This is a genomic window from Thermanaeromonas toyohensis ToBE (assembly GCF_900176005.1).
In the GTDB taxonomy this organism is placed as follows: Bacteria; Bacillota; DSM-521; order Neomoorellales; family Neomoorellaceae; genus Thermanaeromonas; species Thermanaeromonas toyohensis.
On the sequence record NZ_LT838272.1, the window covers coordinates 831,106 to 849,110 of the forward strand.

Here is an 18,005-nt window from a genome sequence, read left to right on the forward strand (position 1 = left end):
GGACAATTCTTAAACTTTACGTGGCGATCGTTTCTGCAAACTGGCCTGGTTCTGTTTAAGGTGCTGGTAGAGGCAGAAGAAGGTGGATGGGAGAGCTTGGGTACAGTAAAGGACTTTCCCAAGCCACGCCTGACTGCCATAAGGGGTACTTACATCCTAGTAACGCAGCGAGAAGATAAAGTTTGGACTTATGTTGCCCTTTGCCCTAAAGATAGGGGTCCACTGCAGTGGGCTCGGGGTGATATGTTGTCCTGTGCGTGGTGTTCAAGCCAATATAGTACGTTAACAGGGCAGAACGAAGATGGTGGGCCAGGCTTGGAACCTCTGCCGGTCAAGATTGCTGACGGGAGAATTTGGGTGAAACTTGGATGAAGAAGGGAGAGCTGCAAAACTTAGACAGAGTAAGCTAAAGAAAGGAGCGGTTTAAATGGTAATGGAGGATATAGCAGAAGGCCTCGCTTCTTTAGCTAGGCGAGGCATATCACGCCGTAGTTTTCTTAAGCTGTGTTCGGCAACCGCTCTGGCCATGGGCCTAGATTTTAAAGTCGGGCGGCGCATGGCGCGGGTGGCAGCAGCAGCTATAAGCAAGAAGCCAGTGGTGTGGATGCAGGGACAGGGCTGTACCGGGTGCAGCGAGTCTCTTCTTTCCTCCCTTGATCCCGATCCTGCTGCTATCGTCCTTGATCTCTTATCGGTGCGTTACCACCCGACTATTATGGCGGGTGCGGGTAAAGTAGCCCAGCGAGCCTGGGAAGAAGCCGTACGCCAGGGTGGCTACATCCTGGTACTGGAAGGGGCTATCCCTTTGGCAGATCCCCGCTTCTGTTTGGTCGAAGGTCGACCTTTTAGCGAACTTTTTATCGAAGCGGCCAAAAGGGCAGAGGTAGTCGTAGCGGCTGGCTCCTGTGCATCTTACGGCGGCATTCCTGCTGCTGGCCCAACTCAAGCCGCAGGGGCACAAGCAGTAGTAAAAGATAAGACTGTAATCAACCTGCCCAGCTGCCCAGCGAAGCCCAGCCGCTTGTTAGGTACCCTGCTCTATTACCTCTCCTTCAGGGAAGCTCCTCCGTTGGACGATTTCGGGCGCCCGATACCTTATTACCAGAGATTTCTGCAACACGACAGTTGCCCGCGTAGGGGCCACTATGAGAGAGGGGAATTTTTAAAGGATTGGAACGATCCCAAGACCGTGGATTGGTGCTTGTTATACAAGGGCTGCAAAGGACCCCTTACTTACACTGACTGTCCTCGTATTTGGTGGAACGATGGGGCTAACTATTGCATCCGGGCGGGCTCTCCCTGTTCCGGTTGTACCCAGCCGGAGTTTTACGCTAAATTAACTCCGTTATATGCTAAACAAGAAATTATACCGGAACCCAATGTATTTGGTCTCAGCATCACTACCGCAGCAAAAGGTATAACCGGCCTAGCTGCTGTGGGCGTAGCTGCCCATGCTGCCGCTCGCTTTATAGCCGGAAGGCAACAAGAAGGAAAGGAGGTTAAAAAGTGAGCCAGCGGGTAGTTGTGGACCCGGTCACCCGCATTGAGGGGCATTTAAGGGTAGAGGTCGAAGTCGACGGCGGCCGGGTAGTAGATGCCTGGTGCATGGGGACCATGTTCCGTGGCTTTGAGGAGATAATACGTGGTAAAGACCCGCGCGACGCCACCTACGTTGCCGAGCGTATTTGTGGTGTATGTATGGGATCGCATGGCTGGACGGCTGCCCTGGCCGTAGAAAAGGCTTTTGGCGCGCAAGTACCTACAGCCGGACGTTTGATCCGGAATCTTCTAGTAGGATCCCTTTGGCTCCACGATCATCCGCTTCATTTCTATCATCTTTCAGCCTTGGATTATTTGGATATTACTGCTATAGGGAAATACCAAGGGAATGATCCGGGATTACAGCATGTAAAAGCAAAGGTAATGGCTCTAGTGGAAGCGGGAGATGCTTATCCTTTGCTACCACGGTATGAACCCGATGAATACTCGGTCAAGGATCCGGAAATCGTAACTACCGCTGTGGCTCACTATCTTAAGGCTTTGGAGATCCAGGCCAAAGCTAAGAAAATGTCGGCTATTTTGGGAGGGAAACAGCCCCATCAGTCCAGCATCATAGTAGGAGGGGTGACTAGTTATCCTAATCTGGAACAATTGCGCCAGTTTGAAGAACTTTTACAAGAAGTCATAGATTTTGTCAAAAATGTTTATGTACCCGATGTGCTAGCCTTTGCCACCGGCCCCCTTTTACCCCTAGCACAGGCAAGCTTAGGTGCTGGCCCGGGTAATTATCTGGCCTATGGCGCCTTCCCCCTGGACGATGCCGGCAACAAAAAATTGTTTGAAGGCGGGGTTATTCTGGATAATAACCTCAATCAGGTACATCCCTTAGATCATGAGCAAATAACCGAAGCAGTAACTCACTCCTGGTATAAAGAAGGAACAGGAGGGTATCCGGGGAAGGCGGTCACAGAGGTGGACTTAGATAAATCAGGGGCTTATAGCTTCATCAAAGCACCGCGTTATGCCGGCCGCCCCATGGAAGTAGGGCCACTCGCCAGGATGCTGGTCAAGCAACATGCCCCGCTGCTACAGGTTATGGCCAAATATAATATTCGCCCAGGAGCGGTAGCCAGGCACGTGGCACGGGCTCTAGAAACCCTTCTTATTGCTGATGCTATGCCGGTCTGGCTGGAAGAACTGATTAAAGTGCTAGATAGTGGTAAAGCATTCCACGATAATGGTTCGGCTCGCATCCACGATGCAGAGCACTGGGAGCCGCCAGAAAGGGGAGAAGGTATGGGCTTAAACGAAGCACCGCGGGGTGCCCTGGGCCACTGGGTGCGAGTGGCAAACCGGAAAGTAGAGCACTACCAGATTATAGTGCCGACAACGTGGAATGCTTCGCCCCGGGATGAGCAGGGCCAGCGGGGCCCCATCGAGCACGCCCTTGTGGGGACGCCGGTGCCCGATCCCGAGAACCCTATTAATATTGTCAGGGTAATCCGCTCCTTCGACCCGTGCCTTGCTTGCGCCGTTCACGTGGTTGAGCCAAGTTCCGGTCGCGAAGGGCTAATTTCCATCATGTAAAGGGGGTAAATAAAGATGGAGGCCACAAAAAGGTTTCAAGGTCCGCGGTCTATTTTCCATCTACTACACGCCTGGAGTATGGTCTTCTTAATTATCACCGGCTTCATACTCCACTGGCCGCCAGCGGGGGTTAACCTGTCTCCTATCCGCTTTTTACATGTTACCGTAGGTATAGCAAATTTGGTAGGCTTGATCCCGCGCATCTATTATGCCTTTGTCGGACCCCAACGTGATTGGCGTGAATTTATCCTTAGTAAAGACGATTGGCGGAGGCTGCTGTGTACCGTAAAATACTATTTCTTCCTCCCCGGGGGCTGCTCTCCACCGGAGGGGACTTATAATCCATTGCAGAAATTGACTTATCTATTAATTGTTGTTTTCCTCGTGGTAGTACAAAGCTGGTATGGTTTAAAGTTGGCTTGGCCTGCTACTTTTGCGCAAAACGAAAGCTTACTACTAGTTCGCAGTCTCCATTATGCAGGAACCTGGCTTATACTCGCTTTTCTGGTGATACACATATATTTGGCCTTGAGCGAATCGCGGGAACACCTGATTACCATGCTGTTAGGTATAACGAAGAAGTTTGGAGAGGTAAAAGGTGCCCAGGATATTGGTTTTGGGAATAGGTAATTTACTTCTTGGTGATGATGGTATTGGTCCTAGGGTAGTACAGAACCTATCCCAACGGATCTGCCGTAGTGATGTGGATTTCCTGGACGGCGGCACCGGTGGCCTGTATTTACTGGGGTATCTGGAGGGTTATTCGCATTTATTGGTGATCGACGCCCTGGACGCCGGGCTACGTCCAGGAACAATCTGCCGCCTTTCACCTGAGGGTATTGGCTACGGAAATATTAAACTTTCTTTTCACCAAACAGGCTTGGGGGACCTCCTGGCTCTGGCCAAGCTAACCGGTCTTCTTCCCCAAACAGTGATTTTCGGGATACAAATAGAACGGCTTGACTGGGGGATGAACTTAAGCCCATCGGTGGCCGCCCAACTTCCCCTATTAGAGGGACTCGTCTTACAAGAAATTGAGGATATATGTAATGGTGGAAAACAGGGCGACCTGTACAGGAAAGAAAAGGCTGAAGGGATGGTTAGGCGGTGCACGAGCTTAGTTTAATGCAATCGGTAATTAACCTAGTAGAAGAAAAAGCTAAGGCCTACGGCCTAGTGAAGGTCACCAAGATTAAATTAGTAGTAGGGAAGATGACTATGGCCTTCCCTGAGGCGCTGGAAATGGCCTTTAGCGCTCTGAGCCGCGGTACCGTGGCTCAGAGCGCTAAACTCGAAATTGAACAACGAGAAGTGCGGCTACGTTGCCCCAACTGTGAATTAGAATTCGTCCCGGAACTGCCATACTTTACGTGCCTTCGCTGCGGCCATGTGGCATACCAATTTATTCAAGGACGGGAACTTTATCTTGAATATTTCGAGGGGGAGGGCGAAGGGTGAAGGTTTTCCTAGTTAAAGATTTGCTGGCGGCCAACGAAGAGATGGCTAGAGAAAACCGCAGCCTTTTAAAACAGTATGGCCTGATAGCCTTAAACCTTATCGGGGGACCAGGGGCAGGTAAGACTACCCTTTTGGAAAAAACCGTTACTGCCCTAAGTAATCGCTTACGTTTTGGTATTATTGAAGGAGATATTTGTACTAGCCGGGATGCTGAGAGGCTTGCAAGACTTGGCGTAGAGGTGATTCAGATCAACACTGGTGGAGCCTGCCACCTAGATGCGGCCATGGTCGGCAGAGTATTGCGCGAGCTTTCACTGGCAGAACTGGATCTTATAATAGTGGAGAACGTGGGGAACCTAGTCTGCCCAGCGGAGTTTGACTTAGGTGAAGATATTAAGGTAGCTGTCTTCAGCGTAACCGAAGGGAGCGATAAGCCGGCCAAATACCCGCTCGTTTTCCAACAAGCCAAGGCCTGCGTCCTCACCAAGCTGGACCTCCTTCCCTACACCGACTTCGACCTAGATGGAGTTCTTAAGGAAATCGCTCAGATTAACCCCGCCCTTAAAGTTTTTCCTCTATCAGCCCGTACGGGTGAGGGGATGGGAGCGTGGTATGAGTGGTTGAGGTGCCAAGCTCATGCCCATAGAGAATTGGCGCCGGCTTTTAGCTAAGGGAACAATGCAGGGGGTTGGCTTTCGCCCCCTTCATTTATTACTTGGCGAAAAAATATCGCCTCACCGGGCAAGTACTTAACACTAGCCTGGGCGTCGTTATTGAAGTTGAAGGGTCGTGCGCCCCAATCCTCCGCGCCTGGCCTGTATTGATGACTTCTGCTCCTTTCTTTTCCCGGGCTTCGCTTATTTTTTCCTAGTAGACGGCAGAAGCCTTCCCTGCTATTATGAAAAGAGGGGGGCTTTCCTGTCCCGATAATAATTGTGTACCAAGTAGCATAAAACGGCATATACCAATCCGCAGGATACATTTCTGGAGGAATTAGTGGTGGAGCCTGTTTCACGCTTGCGCTTGTCGCTCCGCCTACAGGCCGTAGCAAACATGGTTTCTCGTGGGAAAACCTTGGCTGATATAGGTACCGACCACGCTTATCTACCCATTTACCTGGTAGGACAGGGGTGGATTCCGCGGGCGATAGGGATAGAAGCGCAGGAGGAACCTTGGCGGAGAGCCCGCGCCAACGTGGCTGCTGCGGGCTTAAGCCACCTCATTGATATCCGTCTAGGTTGGGGGCTTAAGCCTCTGCGGCCAGGTGAGGTGGGAGTAGTCACTATTGCTGGTCTTGGCGGGAAGACTATTCAGGATATACTTTCTGCTTCGCCGGAAATACTAGAAAATATAGAGTGCCTAGTGTTACAACCCCAAGGGGCGGAAGTTCTTTTGCGGCGCTGGCTAGCAAGTTCTGGTTGGCGCCTGGGGCAAGAGGAGCTGGTTTGCGAGAAGGAGCAGTATTACCTTATCTATGCCTGGGAGCGCGGGTCTAACCCTGAATATAGTGTGTGGGAGTGGGAGTTTGGTCCTTTGCTCCTACAAAGACGACACCCTTTATTAGGTGGATACCTGAAGAAAAGACTAAAAAAGCTAGAGCGTATCCAACAGGGTTTGGCTAGAAGCCGGAGGCCAGAAGCACTGGCCCGCCTTCGAAAACTAAACCTGGAGAGGCAAGCTATACAGGAGGTATTGGCATGCCTGCCAAATGCCGGGAGATCATGAACATTATGGAGACCCTCGCACCCTCTAAACTGGCGGCTGATTGGGATAACGTAGGGCTGCTTCTGGGTGACCCGGAAAAGGAAGTGCGGCGGATCCTGGTTAGCCTGGATATCACCCCTGAGGTAGTAGAAGAGGCTGTAGCTCGGGGAGCAGGTCTTATAATCAGCCACCATCCTCTGTTCTTACGCCCCTGGAAGCATCTCCGGTTTGACCGCGGGCAGGGGGCTTTAGTCCGTCGTTTGGTGCAGGAAGATATCATGGTGTATAGCGCTCATACTAATTTGGACTATGCTACTTTAGGAATTAGCTATCACTTAGCTATTAAACTGGGGTTAGAGGATATTGAAGTTCTGGTGCCTACTTATCAGGAAAAATATTATAAACTGATCACTTTTGTCCCCGAGGAGGCAGAGGCTAAGGTCCGGGAGGCCATATGTGAGGCTGGTGCGGGTTGGATTGGCAACTATTCCCATTGCACTTTCCGTACCCAGGGCATAGGAACGTTCCTTCCCCTCGCTGGTACCAGTCCTTACATTGGCGAAGAAGGTAAATTAGAGGAAGTTAAAGAATACCGGTTAGAAACAATTGTTCCTCAGGAACGGCTACCGGAAGTTTTAAAAGCTCTTCTCCAAGCACATCCTTACGAAGAGGTGGCCTACGATATTTATCCCTTGGCTAACGAAGGTCAGAATCATGGGGCTGGAAGAATAGGTAGCCTTTCCCAGCCATCGACTCTTCAGGAGTTTGCTTTCATGGTTAAGAAGGAATTGGGTGCTGAAAAAGTAACTGTAGTAGGGGACAAGGAACGGAAAATAAAACGGGTGGCTGTATGTGGTGGTGCCGGCAGCAGTATTATGGACCAGGCCAAAAACCAAGGAGCTGATGTATTGGTAACTGGAGATCTCAAGTATCATGAAGCGCGTAGGGCCTTAGAGGAAGGTCTGGCTATTATTGATGCCGGCCATTTTGCCACCGAAAGGGTTATTGTACCTGCGTTAGTAGAGTACCTGCAAGAAGAACTTAAAAGTCGCGAAGTTATGGTCCTGGCAGCCCAAAAGGAAAGGGAACCGTGGTGGCTATTGTAATATGTCATTGTTTGTGGTAAGATAAAATATGCAGACCTAAATAAATAGAAGCCCTTGAGTAAACTGGATGGTCGCGGGAGAAGAATCTCTCCTGAGGAAAGTCCGAGCTCCACAGGGCAGGGTGCTGGGTAACACCCAGTGGGGGCGACCCCAAGGAAAGTGCCACAGAAACAGACCGCCCGGCCTTATAGGGGCGCGGAGGATAGTCCTGCCAAGGCAGGCGAAGGCTCCGGCCCTACATTACGCCGGGCAAGGGTGGAAAGGTGAGGTAAGAGCTCACCAGCGGTTAGGTGACTAACCGGCTAGGTAAACCCCACCCGGAGCAAGACCGAATAGGGGGACAATGGAGTGGCCCGCTCCGTCCCCGGGTAAGGTCGCTGGAGGTACTAGGCAACTGGTACCCTAGATAGATGACCATCCTCGACAGAACTCGGCTTACAGGTTTGCTCAAGGGTTCTATTTTTTGGATTACAGTTGATCTTACGGAGTTATGGCTCACTGAGTGGAGTTATGTCTCACTCAGTGGGCTGTACTCATTATAGGACCCATTTTAATGCCATAGTATTTTAGGTTATCCCGTTATGCAAGCCTGAGAATATATTTGAGTTGACAGTACTTCCCCATGGGATAATTGATACCCCAATTTTCCTTTCCGGATCGCAAGTTTACGCCTGGATGGTTAAGCCTGGATGAATAAAGCCGGGGCTAAAAGGGGAAATATATAAGACAAAAAGCTATGCCGAGGGATGTTCGCCTTGCGCTGGCAGTTCCTTAAGGAGAAAAGGGAAGCTAGGTTAGAAGATCACATGGGAATAAAGCCCATAAGATGGGCTCTCTACAGAAAGGCACCCCGAAAGCCAAAGGGGTGCCTTAAATTTTGGTTTATGCCTACAGGCATAACTTAGCCGTTTTTAACTACTTCAGTCAAAAGGCGGTGGAGGGACTTAACTTATGGATAGAAAAAGGCGGGACGAATACAATCCTGTAGCTTTTAGACTTACAAAAGCCCGGGAGGAGTTCACTATCTGGGACGGCTTTGAGCTGTGGGCCCGACATCACCTGGCGGACAGAGGCGGAAGCCAGGAAACCGTAGGTAATTACCGTAGCGATTTTAAGAAGCTCCAGGAAAGGTTATATCCCCTCTGACCCGACCCAGGAGATCAGACTTCCCCGGGCTGGCAGAAAGGTTATACGTGTTTCGAGGACGATTCCTCTCGAAGTAAGGGAAAGGTTGGCCAGGGATGCCTGGAAGATGGGTTTTAGAGAATATGGCCCTCTCAGCTTCGTTTATTACGCTGGACGGATATTGACTTTGCCAACAGGACAATCCGCTTCCCTAAGGTTAAGAACAGCGGCAGCGGCGGGGGGCCCATTTCCGATGAACTGCTGGAACTTTTAAAGGAATTTAAGGAGGGGGGTTAGGGAGGCCAAATATATGTATTTCGCAGCCGCCAAAGCGAGCCTATTAGTGTAGCCCGTAGGAAGGCTATAGTAGCCAGGCTGCTCAAGGGCAGTTTCCCAGTTAAAGAATACAATTCCCATGATATGCGGACCACGGTGGCTACCGAGATATCCCAGAAGCCGGGATGCAATACCAGGGTCGTACAGGGAATCCTGGGCCATAAGCGGCCGGAAACCACGGTAGGCTATAAGCGAGCAGATTCCGAAATCATGAAAGAAGTGGTAAGGGAACGTTTTGATATGATAGATGTAAGGCCAAAAGTTAAGGATGATATCGCTGCTACCGCACCACCGGCGGGCAAAACGGAAAACCGGAAGGAGAACAAGAACCCTAACTTAAAACCGACCTTTACGTTGTCCCCTGAGATATATGTATTTGTCAATCGAAAAGTTGACCACTTGATCTCTTAAAAGTTGACCACCTGTATAGTTTAGTTTCGCTACGGCTATGTTGGTTTATTTTAGAACGGGAACCATCTCCTGGTTTTGCTTGATTAGTTTGTTGGTCGGGTAATGTTAACCAAGGTTGGCCGGGCTGTGGTCGGGACGCCGTCTAGCTTACTAACAAGTGAAATGCTTTTAACTACTATGCAGAGACAGAGCTAACCAATCCTTCCTCTTGGCGTCGCCTTAAACTCTGACGGAAGCGATAGCTTTCCCCGTTCATGACCAGGATATGGGCATGATGGGTGAGCCTGTCCAGGAGGGCAGCGGTCATCCTTTCATCTCCAAATACTTGTACCCATTCGCTGAATTCGAGATTAGAGGTAATGAGCACAACTCCCCCTTTCATACCGGCCAGCCAAGAAGAGGAAGAGGAGCTGGGGTCCTTCAGTGGTGTAGGGTACATAACCCAGCTCGTCTACCACTACCAGGTCTTGCTTTAGCCACTGCTTTTCCAAAGAAAGTAATTTATGTTCCCGGGCAGCTGCTAAGAGTTCTGTAACCAGGCTGGGGGCAGTATAAAAGCGTACACGGTAACCCTGCCGGCAGGCACATAAAGCCAGGACAATGGCCAAATGGGTTACCGTTGTCACAAGACTTATACCCTTCGTCCTCCGGGTACTAGTCCCTGGGCCAGATTTACAAAATTAGGTGTGCAGACAGTAGTTTATTATACCCAGAGGATGAGCTTAAGCTCGCGGCCCAAATATTGAACCTTACTCCTTCTAGGGTTATAAGATTAGTGGACAAGTATATCCGGCCAAAAAATGTTCCTAGGATGTTGCCCCCAAAATCTGATCCCATAACTATTGACATAGAGCCTACTAAATCTTAACACGGACCCAGGATAAACATTATTATTGATTTTGGTAGAATTTTGGGGTAATATACATAATGTAAAAGTAAACAGGAGTGGTGCCAGAAAGGCACACGGGTGCTTTTGCACCTGGCTGTCAGACAACGGTTTCATATTTTAACGGACAGCGGTGACCACGGAGGTCTCCAGTTAAGCGGGCCGAAGTGGTCACTTTTAATTTCCTCGACCTCACACAAATTCCAAAAGGGGGCGGTTTTGGTGCATATACCCGATGGCTTTTTAGATCCGAAGGTATGGGTAGGTGCCAGCGCGGTAAGTGCTGGTGCGCTGGCCGGGGCGCTGGCCCAGACCAGGAAGGCGCTGGAGGAGCGCCAGGTACCGCTGTTGGGGATGATGGGTGCTTTCATTTTTGCAGCCCAAATGGTTAACTTCCCCGTGGCCGGGGGCACTTCAGGCCATCTCCTGGGGGCAGCTTTGGCGGCTCTGTTGTTGGGTCCATGGAGCGCCATGCTTATCATGACTGCTGTGCTGGTCATCCAGATGCTCTTCTTTTATGACGGCGGCCTCACCGCCCTGGGGGCCAACGTGCTAAACATGGCCGTCATCGCGCCGTGGGTGGCTTATGGTGTTTACCGCTTAATTACGGGCCTTTTCGGGGGAAATGCCAGTCGCGTGGTGGCTATTTTCTTGGCCTCTTGGGTTTCGGTGGTAGCCGCAGCGCTGGGATGCAGCTTGGAGCTTGCTCTTTCCGGCACGGTGCCCTTGGGAGTAGTCCTGCCGGCCATGATGGGCTGGCATGCACTTATTGGTATTGGTGAGGGGGTAATTACCGGTATGGCGGTTTCCTTTGTGTTCCGGCCCCTTGGGGTGGAGCAGCCTGGACAGGTGCATTTCTTGGCGGGTGAGAAAAAATGAGAATGGGTATTCTTCTGGGGCTTCTAATTGCTCTTGTGGTGGCGGCATTACTTTCACCATTTGCCTGTCCTTATCCTGACGGGCTGGAGAGGGTAGCTGAGGATAAGGGGTTTCTTGACCTAGCGGAGGGTAAGGAACTAATTCACGTTCCGATACCCGACTACAAGTTTCCGGGGATTTCTAACGAAGGCCTGGCCACATCTATTGCTGGCATAATTGGTACTGTTTTAGTTTTTGGAGTTGTGTACTTTCTGGGGTGGGCTTTGGCAGGAACCCGTAGGGTAGCTTCGTCTTTCTCCATGGACGGAAAAGAAGAAAAGCGGGAATGACTTTAAAAGGCTGTTGCGGACATTATTGGTGACTGGAGAGCGGGTTGTAAGGCTGTCGTAAATAGGTTTCCAGCGAAGCTCTTTCCAGGTTGTGGTGCTTAGTGTGGAAGTAAAGGGTTTTGCTGTATCTGCCCTGTGCCCCCGTACCTCGGAGAGAAAAAGGGTTTTGCAAGCGGTAATTAGGAAAAAGGCCACGAAGGTTAGCTCTCCAGCCTCATGAAGGGGAGCCTTCGTGGCCCAAATTGTCTTTGGAGGAATTTACATATGGGTGTTTTTGTGGCCAGCAAAGCCACTCTTTTACCCCTAGCCTGCTCTTTTCTGAAACGGTATTTTCCCGAACTTTCCGCTTTCCCGGAATTACTTGAGCACAGCGTGCGTACGGCAAAGTATGCCTTTCAGTTGAGTAGCTTCCTTGGATTCGGCAAGCCCCGGCTTCTTTTTTGGGCTGGTGCCTTACATGACGTGGGCAAACTTTTGGTGCCGCGTCATGTTTTAGAAAAACCCGGCCCTTTGCTGGAAAGCGAATGGGAGATAATCAGGCAACACCCATTGTGGAGCTTTGAACTGGTAGAGAGCAGGTGTTATAAAATGCGGGGCCTGGAGAATATCCTGGCCGCAGTTAAAGCGCATCATGAGTCCTGGGATGGCACAGGCTATCCCGAGGGACTGGAAGGTAACGGTATCCCCCTGGAGGCAAGGATTTTGGCCCTGGCCGATATATTTGACGCCCTGACCTCTCCCCGGCCCTACCGCCCTTCTCTAAGTTTAGGGGAAGCCCTTAAGGTAATGGCAGATATGGGAGGCAAAAAGCTGGACACCTCTCTGTTTCAGAAAGCGCGGGCTTTTCTTCCTTGCCTGGGGGTGAAGAGAATTAGATGCCAGGAGACAAAAGGACGCGCAGTATAATTGAAATATTTACCCTGTGGTTTTTTGGCCTTGCTTTGGTTCCTACTCTTCTGGTTATTTATGCTACGGCCAAGTACCTGGCCATACAAACCGTTGCCTGGGCAAACAGGTACCTGACTCAGGTGGCTTTTGACGAGAGCAGGGTTATTTCTCTTTACTTGAAGGATACCCTTGGGGACGGCAGATTTTTCTTCTCAATTCAGGGGAACGCGATTATAGCAGCCCAGAACGGACTGGTAAGGGAAATAGACCTGTCCCGGCTTGTGCCGGTGTGGACTGTGGAACCCGAGCCGGCGCAAATTTTTGCTCCTAAGCTTCTTTTTGGCTTTGGCTACCAGCCCAGACTAAAAATCAGGGAAAAGCCGTTTATTTGTCTGGAAGATAGTTATGGAAATACTCTTTATCTGGCCGGGAGAGAAGAAAAAATTTCTGCCAGGGAAACGTTTTTACTCAAGGCCTTTGGGTTGAAAGAAAGCATTGAGGTTAGCGCGCCGGTGCCTGAAACCGATCTCAAGGTAAAGGTTCGTGCCTCGGCAGGGGGGATTGTGAGGGAACCCTTGCAACAATTGTGTGTTCCTTTAGGTGGTACGCTCATCCTGGTTGCCTTGCTGTCAGTCGTTCTTTACTCCCTTGCTGCAAGGCAGGTAGTGTATCCTTTAAAAGACCTAGCTGAGCGCTTATCCGGCTTCGACCCTGCAAATGGTGTAGATTTGTGTTCCAGAGACTCTTACGGGGTACGCGAACTGGCTGAGATTGCCTCTTCATTTGGTAAGATGGTTTTGCGGGTGCGCGAAGCTCTGTCCGAGCTGGAGCAGAAGGTAAAAGAACTGGAGGAAAAGAATAAGCTTCTCCACCAGGCCCGACAGCGTTTGGAATGGCTTGCCAGCCACGATGCCCTTACGGGCGTTTTAAACCGGCGGTCGTTTATGGAACGGTGCTTGTATTTGCTTAGACAAGTAAGGGGAGAATTTCCTTATGTAGGCATTTTGATGATGGACGTGGATAATTTCAAGACCATAAATGACACTTACGGACACCTGGCAGGCGACATGGTTTTGAAGAAGGTAGGGGAGTTACTGAGGCACCAGGTGAGGAAGGGTGATCTTGTGGGGCGGTACGGGGGTGACGAGTTTGTACTTTCCTTTTTCCTCAGTCGGCCAGAAGAATTTGAAGCTCTTGCCCGCCGGATTTTTTCCTCCCTCTGTGCTACGCTGGGCTCTCTTCCCGAATTAGAAGTAGGTGTTTCTCTCAGCATGGGTGGAACGGTTACCAGCTGCTTTTTAATAAGAGATGGGCGCGATTTGGAGCAGCTGATTGGCCTTTCTGACCGACTTCTCTTAGAGGGCAAGCGTGGTGGTAAAAAGAGGGTCGTAATCCAATATATAGAAAACATACCTTAAATGTGTTAAGATTACTAGTTTTGGCGGCTATGAAAGGTAAGGACATGGTTATGCCTGTGGTGTATATCGGGTAAGTGCTGGCGGTTGGCTGGTACTCCACGAACCCTAACCATTCACAGTCGTAACGGTACGAGCCCTCGTCGACGCCGGGAGGGCACTTCTACAGAATCCCTATCCTTTCAAGATGGCAGACGACTTCTGCCGCTGACCCGCCCTCTTCCTGTGCTTGTTGTAAGCTCTCGTGTAGCATATCCAGTTTTACCACTTTCGGTCCTCGCATTGTCAGTCACCCCTTATCTGTTAAACTCAATTTAGGTGGAGGAAACCACTAAGTTTGTCAAATTAAAGTTTGAAGGTTATCGGGAAAGGATTTCACCTCCTGGCAGTTCGACTGCTTGGGAAACAACCATCTTCCCTGGATAAGATATTTGCAGACTGCGGTTCATAGAAGGGTTGTGCTTCGAGCACCGCGTTAGATAAGGCACACTGCCAGCCTGCAGTTGTCAAGCGTCACTGAAAATGTCAGGGAAAACTCGTCTGTCATTCTGTCAGGGTAGAAGTAGTATAATTAGGCCTGCGGGGTTTCCGTGGCTTACGCCATGGATGGTCTTGAGCGGGCCTACGGATTAAAGTGGTGCCCAGATTTTCTTTAGTGACGATTTACCTGGTGGTAATTTAGCCCTTCTAGAGCCTGTTCTGAGACTTAGATGCGGTTTGGTTCCGTCTCTGACAAAGTGATCCTCTCCTTGCTCATACCGACACCTATGAAAAACCGCAACCCTGATTTTAGATGATTTAGGCTGCAGGAGAGGGTATTTCTGTCATCGTTTGCTCTTCTCCTATGAGAGACGTAATTTTTTGCGGCAAATCGTTGTCAACTTTGTACGGCAGCGCTCTTTTGTGCATGCGGCGTATTTTCTTTTGCCGCAAGTCCTCCTTGAGGTAGCGATACTCCGTGTTCTTCGTCAGCATGGCCCAGATGATGGTGAGTAGCTTCCTTGCCGCTGCTACGATAGCAATCTTATGGCCTTTGCGCTTTTTGAGCCTTAAGTAGAAGTCTCGCAGAGCGCCGGGCTGCCTCACCGCCACCTGGGCAACCTGAATGAGGATCCAGCGCAGCATGCTCCGGCCCGCCTTGGTGATGTGCCCGGTGTACCTGGTCTTGCCCGACTGGTGCACCGAAGGAACCAGGCCGGAGAAACTGGCAAGCTTCTTCGCCGAGGCAAAGCGCTTGATATCGCCGATCTCGGCCAATATGGTCAGGGCGGCCAAAACGTCTATCCCGGGTATGCCCAAAAAGGTCTCCACCCCGGGCAGGTCAATAGCCCTTAGGTTCAACTCTTTCTCAATGGCCGCGATTTCCTCCTCCAGGGCTTCAAGGATTTTAAGGTTCGAGGTGAGGACTATTTTCTCCACCCCAGGAAGTTCCTCGAGTTCCCGGAGGAACTGCCTGCCCTTTACTCCGAACAAGTCGCTTACCGGCACCTTTATGGCGTGACTGGCTAAAACCGCGTGGATCCTATTTTTAACGCCCACGACCTCCTTCTTTAAGGCCGCCCGGTGGTGGAGTAGAGTTCTTAGCTCTCGCTCTTCCTTGGAGGCCACCCACGAGGCACAGACAAAGTCCGCGGCCAAGAGCCTGACCAAAATCTCGGCATCTACCTTGTCCGTCTTGATCCTGGCCTCGGCGATAGCTCTGGTCCTTATGGGGTTGACGACCACCACTTGTGCCCCGCGCGCTGTTAAGATATCATAAATCATGGAAGCATTGCCGGTGGCTTCAAGGGCCACCTTGCAGTTGCCGTCAAGTTCCTTGGCGAACCGCTTCCATTCCTTCTTCTCGTTGGAGAAACGGAACCGCCTGACGGTGTTATCCGATAACAGTTCTGCTCCCTCACAGTAAGACTTGTGCACGTCAAGGCCAAAGTACCGCAATCCTGGTGCACCTCCATTTTGTGGGGCGAGCAAAGGTAAGCGCGACACTCACCTATCCGGGCTTTCTAGCCCACTTGGGCGGGTCGAGGGGCGGCCAAACATTTTCTCGGGCTTTTATCGCCCATTTCAGTAGACGGCCGCCCTTGCCTGCGCCCCACCTTTGCTTGTATCCCACCCTAATTAGATTAATTCGCCAGGGTTGCGGTTTTATCATGCCAACATTTTCAGTAAAGGATTTCACCGAAAAGATGCTTAAGTATTGCTCTGGTTATGAAGATAAAGTAAAATTAAGCTAAATAACGAAAAACAGGAGAAACCGAAGGTGCCCATAGACCACGACGCTATATTTAAAGAGCTCATCACCAACTTCTTTAAAGAATTCATGGAGCTCTTCTTCCCCGAAGCCCACGCCCTAATCGATTATTCCGAACTAACCTTCTTATCCCAAGAGATCATCACCGACATCACCGCCGGAGAAAAACACTACGTAGATATACTGGCCAGTGTTAAAATAAAAGGAGAAGAGGGCTATGTCCTTATTCACATAGAACCTCAGGCTTATAAAGAAGCAGACTTTGCCCGGCGCATGTTCATATACTTTAGCAGGCTTTACGAGAAGCATAAGAAGAAGGTATTGCCTATAGCTATATTCTCCTATGACAGCAAAGCAGAAGAGCCAGACAAGCACGAAGTAGCTTTCCCCTTCTTTAAAGTGCTAGAGTTTAACTTTTACAAGGTGCAGCTTAAGAAACTGCCCTGGAGGAAGTACATAAATAGTGACAATCCAGTTGCGGCAGCTCTTCTTAGTAAAATGGACTACAGCCCTAAGGAGAGACGGCAGCTAAAGATAGAATTTTTGAGAATGATAACGCGGATGCAGCTGGATCCGGCTAAGCTAGGGCTTATAACAGCGATATTTGAGACCTATTTAGGTTTAAGCCCGGAAGAGGAGAGGGAAGTAGAGGAGATGCTACATAGGGAATTAAGCGCGGAGGAGGTAAAGAAGGTAATGGAACTTAGGACTTCGTGGCATATAAAGGGATGGCAAGAAGGCCTAGAGGAAGGGCGGAGAGAAAAGGCACAAGAGTTGGTGCTAAGGTTATTAAATAAGCGTTTAGGTTTTCTTCCCCCTGAGGTAGAGGAGAGGATAAAGTCTCTTTCCTTGAAGGAGCTTGATGAGCTGGCGGAGAAGATATTTGAGGTGACCAGTGAAAGTGACCTAAGGAAATTCCTGGGCATGGAGCATTGAAAAAGCCTTTGCTAAAGGCGCTATCTTGTGACGTAAGCTAATTAATTGAGCTAAAAATGTGAGCACAATATGTACTAACTTTTTGCTTGGAGGAGGCTATCCTTTGCGCATACTCGTGACCGGCGGGGCCGGCTTTATCGGCCCCCATGTGGTGGACGCTTTGCTAGAAGAAGGGCACGAGGTAATAGTAGTCGACGACTTGAGCAGCGGTAAGGAAGAAAACCTTAATCCTGCCTGCCGGTTTTACCGGATGGACATTTGTTCGCCGGAATTGGAAAGGGTCTTCCGGGAAGAAAGGATAGAGCTGGTGAACCACCATGCAGCTCAAATTGATGTGCGCCGTTCCGTGGCCAGCCCGGAAGAAGACGCCCGGGTAAACATCCAAGGGCTGTTAAACCTCTTATCCAATTGCCTGCGCTATGGGGTAAAGGGGTTTATTTTTGCTTCTTCGGGCGGGGTAGTGTACGGCGAGCCGGATGAGCTTCCGGTGAAGGAGGAACACCCCAAGGGGCCGCTATCGCCCTATGGGGTGAGCAAGCTGGCCTCAGAATATTACCTCTACTACTTTGCCCGGGTGCACGGCCTGCCTTACATAGCCCTGCGGTACGGCAACGTGTACGGCCCCCGGCAGGACCCGCATGGTGAGGCCGGGGTGGTGGCCATCTTCGGGCAGAAAATGCTAAAGGGAGGCGTTCCCACCATCTACGGCGATGGGGAGCAACTGCGGGATTATGTCTACGTGGGAGATGTGGTGCGGGCTAATCTTTTGGCCATGAAGAAGCTACTAAAGGGCCTAGACCTCTCTGCCGTAAGCAGCATTGACACCCTGGCGTACAACATAGGTACGGGCCGGGGCACTTCCGTGAACGAGCTCTTCCGGCTGCTTATGGAAGCGACCAGCTATAAAGGTGAGGCGGTATATGGGCCAGAGCGTGCAGGAGAATTAAGGAAGATATATCTTGACGCAGGGAAGGCGGCGCGGGAGCTGGGCTGGCAACCGCAAGTGAGCTTGGAGGAAGGGCTGAAGCGAACGGTGGAGCATCTGAGAAAGGCCGGAGATTCGAAGGAAGACCTGAAACTTGCTCGGGAAATAATCGAAGGATACCTACCGGCATTAGAGGAACTTAGCAAGAAATAACTTTTGGCAGACAAAAGTGCTTCCATCGGTGTTTTGAAGCTCTCTTAATCCTTTTG

Annotated in this window: 19 protein-coding genes, 1 other RNA gene and 1 pseudogene; 19 read left to right on the top strand and 2 right to left on the bottom strand. The window is 50.5% G+C overall.

Going from position 1 to position 18,005, the window contains the following annotated elements; genetic code table 11:
• Window positions 1–60 precede the first annotated feature (60 nt).
• The 13 genes from B9A14_RS04030 (at window position 61) to B9A14_RS04090 (ending at window position 9,227) form a co-directional block, all read left to right on the top strand.
• Window positions 61–372 carry a Rieske (2Fe-2S) protein gene (locus tag B9A14_RS04030; RefSeq protein ID WP_157109772.1) on the top strand — a complete coding sequence of 104 codons (312 nt, stop codon included), beginning with the start codon at window positions 61–63 and terminating at the stop codon, window positions 370–372.
• 55 nt (window positions 373–427) lie between these two features.
• Window positions 428–1,510 carry a hydrogenase small subunit gene (locus tag B9A14_RS04035; RefSeq protein ID WP_084664249.1) on the top strand — a complete coding sequence of 361 codons (1,083 nt, stop codon included), beginning with the start codon at window positions 428–430 and terminating at the stop codon, window positions 1,508–1,510.
• Window positions 1,507–3,087 carry a nickel-dependent hydrogenase large subunit gene (locus B9A14_RS04040; protein WP_084664250.1) on the top strand — a complete coding sequence of 527 codons (1,581 nt, stop codon included), beginning with the start codon at window positions 1,507–1,509 and terminating at the stop codon, window positions 3,085–3,087. Before B9A14_RS04035 ends, B9A14_RS04040 begins: the two co-directional genes overlap by 4 nt.
• Window positions 3,088–3,102: 15 nt before the next feature.
• Window positions 3,103–3,717 (top strand): cytochrome b/b6 domain-containing protein, encoded by a 615-nt coding sequence (locus tag B9A14_RS04045; protein WP_084664251.1) that lies wholly within the window; start codon window positions 3,103–3,105, stop codon window positions 3,715–3,717.
• Window positions 3,704–4,213 (top strand): hydrogenase maturation protease, encoded by a 510-nt coding sequence (locus tag B9A14_RS04050; RefSeq protein ID WP_231967904.1) that lies wholly within the window; start codon window positions 3,704–3,706, stop codon window positions 4,211–4,213. Before B9A14_RS04045 ends, B9A14_RS04050 begins: the two co-directional genes overlap by 14 nt.
• Window positions 4,213–4,545 (top strand): hydrogenase maturation nickel metallochaperone HypA/HybF, encoded by a 333-nt coding sequence (locus tag B9A14_RS04055; RefSeq protein ID WP_157109773.1) that lies wholly within the window; start codon window positions 4,213–4,215, stop codon window positions 4,543–4,545. Before B9A14_RS04050 ends, B9A14_RS04055 begins: the two co-directional genes overlap by 1 nt.
• Window positions 4,542–5,216 (top strand): hydrogenase nickel incorporation protein HypB, encoded by a 675-nt coding sequence (gene hypB, locus B9A14_RS04060; protein ID WP_084664253.1) that lies wholly within the window; start codon window positions 4,542–4,544, stop codon window positions 5,214–5,216. The genes B9A14_RS04055 and hypB overlap by 4 nt, the downstream gene beginning before the upstream one ends.
• 44 nt (window positions 5,217–5,260) lie before the next feature.
• Window positions 5,261–5,416 carry a hypothetical protein gene (locus tag B9A14_RS18210; RefSeq protein WP_422938466.1) on the top strand — a complete coding sequence of 52 codons (156 nt, stop codon included), beginning with the start codon at window positions 5,261–5,263 and terminating at the stop codon, window positions 5,414–5,416.
• 128 nt (window positions 5,417–5,544) lie between these two features.
• The gene (locus B9A14_RS04070; RefSeq protein WP_084664255.1) at window positions 5,545–6,270 is read left to right on the top strand and encodes a tRNA (adenine(22)-N(1))-methyltransferase; all 726 of its coding nucleotides are present in this window, start codon (window positions 5,545–5,547) and stop codon (window positions 6,268–6,270) included.
• Window positions 6,243–7,355: a Nif3-like dinuclear metal center hexameric protein gene (locus B9A14_RS04075; RefSeq protein WP_084664256.1), complete on the top strand. Its 1,113-nt coding sequence runs from the start codon at window positions 6,243–6,245 to the stop codon at window positions 7,353–7,355. Before B9A14_RS04070 ends, B9A14_RS04075 begins: the two co-directional genes overlap by 28 nt.
• Before the next feature lie 55 nt (window positions 7,356–7,410).
• Window positions 7,411–7,809, top strand: an RNA gene (gene rnpB, locus B9A14_RS04080) — RNase P RNA component class A.
• A 497-nt stretch (window positions 7,810–8,306) separates the two neighbouring features.
• Window positions 8,307–8,501, top strand: a complete 195-nt coding sequence (locus tag B9A14_RS04085) for a hypothetical protein (protein WP_084664257.1) — start codon at window positions 8,307–8,309, stop codon at window positions 8,499–8,501.
• 285 nt (window positions 8,502–8,786) lie between these two features.
• Window positions 8,787–9,227 (top strand): tyrosine-type recombinase/integrase, encoded by a 441-nt coding sequence (locus B9A14_RS04090; RefSeq protein ID WP_084664258.1) that lies wholly within the window; start codon window positions 8,787–8,789, stop codon window positions 9,225–9,227.
• A 175-nt stretch (window positions 9,228–9,402) separates the two neighbouring features.
• Here B9A14_RS04090 and B9A14_RS18375 read toward each other — a convergent pair.
• Window positions 9,403–9,850, bottom strand: a pseudogene (locus B9A14_RS18375) (ATP-binding protein); the annotation flags it as partial.
• A gap of 485 nt (window positions 9,851–10,335) precedes the next feature.
• Between B9A14_RS18375 and B9A14_RS04100 the strand changes: the two are divergent.
• The 4 genes from B9A14_RS04100 (at window position 10,336) to B9A14_RS04115 (ending at window position 13,627) form a co-directional block, all read left to right on the top strand.
• The gene (locus tag B9A14_RS04100) at window positions 10,336–10,992 is read left to right on the top strand and encodes an energy-coupling factor ABC transporter permease (protein ID WP_084664259.1); all 657 of its coding nucleotides are present in this window, start codon (window positions 10,336–10,338) and stop codon (window positions 10,990–10,992) included.
• On the top strand, window positions 10,989–11,321 hold the full coding sequence (locus tag B9A14_RS04105) for a PDGLE domain-containing protein (protein ID WP_084664260.1): 333 nt from the start codon (window positions 10,989–10,991) through the stop codon (window positions 11,319–11,321). The genes B9A14_RS04100 and B9A14_RS04105 overlap by 4 nt, the downstream gene beginning before the upstream one ends.
• A gap of 276 nt (window positions 11,322–11,597) precedes the next feature.
• The gene (locus tag B9A14_RS04110) at window positions 11,598–12,227 is read left to right on the top strand and encodes an HD-GYP domain-containing protein (RefSeq protein ID WP_172839025.1); all 630 of its coding nucleotides are present in this window, start codon (window positions 11,598–11,600) and stop codon (window positions 12,225–12,227) included.
• A complete protein-coding gene (locus tag B9A14_RS04115; RefSeq protein WP_084664262.1) occupies window positions 12,197–13,627 on the top strand; it encodes a GGDEF domain-containing protein in 1,431 nt (476 codons plus the stop codon). Before B9A14_RS04110 ends, B9A14_RS04115 begins: the two co-directional genes overlap by 31 nt.
• 795 nt (window positions 13,628–14,422) lie before the next feature.
• Here B9A14_RS04115 and B9A14_RS04120 read toward each other — a convergent pair.
• The gene (locus tag B9A14_RS04120) at window positions 14,423–15,562 is read right to left on the bottom strand and encodes an IS110 family RNA-guided transposase (protein ID WP_172839026.1); all 1,140 of its coding nucleotides are present in this window, start codon (window positions 15,560–15,562) and stop codon (window positions 14,423–14,425) included.
• A gap of 322 nt (window positions 15,563–15,884) precedes the next feature.
• Between B9A14_RS04120 and B9A14_RS04125 the strand changes: the two genes are divergently transcribed.
• Both B9A14_RS04125 and B9A14_RS04130 read left to right on the top strand, forming a co-directional pair.
• Window positions 15,885–16,811: a DUF4351 domain-containing protein gene (locus B9A14_RS04125; protein ID WP_084664264.1), complete on the top strand. Its 927-nt coding sequence runs from the start codon at window positions 15,885–15,887 to the stop codon at window positions 16,809–16,811.
• Between the two features lie 103 nt (window positions 16,812–16,914).
• Entirely contained in the window at window positions 16,915–17,949 is a 1,035-nt protein-coding gene (locus B9A14_RS04130) for an SDR family oxidoreductase (protein WP_084664265.1), read from the top strand.
• Window positions 17,950–18,005 lie beyond the last annotated feature (56 nt).

Excerpts from the sequence above, each read along its gene's own strand:
- B9A14_RS04035 (WP_084664249.1), top strand. The coding sequence starts at position 428 with ATGGTAATGGAGGATATAGCAGAAGGCCTCGCTTCTTTAGCTAGGCGA.
- B9A14_RS04045 (WP_084664251.1), top strand. The coding sequence starts at position 3,103 with ATGGAGGCCACAAAAAGGTTTCAAGGTCCGCGGTCTATTTTCCATCTA.
- B9A14_RS04055 (WP_157109773.1), top strand. The coding sequence starts at position 4,213 with ATGCAATCGGTAATTAACCTAGTAGAAGAAAAAGCTAAGGCCTACGGC.
- B9A14_RS04075 (WP_084664256.1), top strand. The coding sequence starts at position 6,243 with ATGCCTGCCAAATGCCGGGAGATCATGAACATTATGGAGACCCTCGCA.
- B9A14_RS04085 (WP_084664257.1), top strand. The coding sequence starts at position 8,307 with ATGGATAGAAAAAGGCGGGACGAATACAATCCTGTAGCTTTTAGACTT.
- B9A14_RS04105 (WP_084664260.1), top strand. The coding sequence starts at position 10,989 with ATGAGAATGGGTATTCTTCTGGGGCTTCTAATTGCTCTTGTGGTGGCG.
- B9A14_RS04115 (WP_084664262.1), top strand. The coding sequence starts at position 12,197 with ATGCCAGGAGACAAAAGGACGCGCAGTATAATTGAAATATTTACCCTG.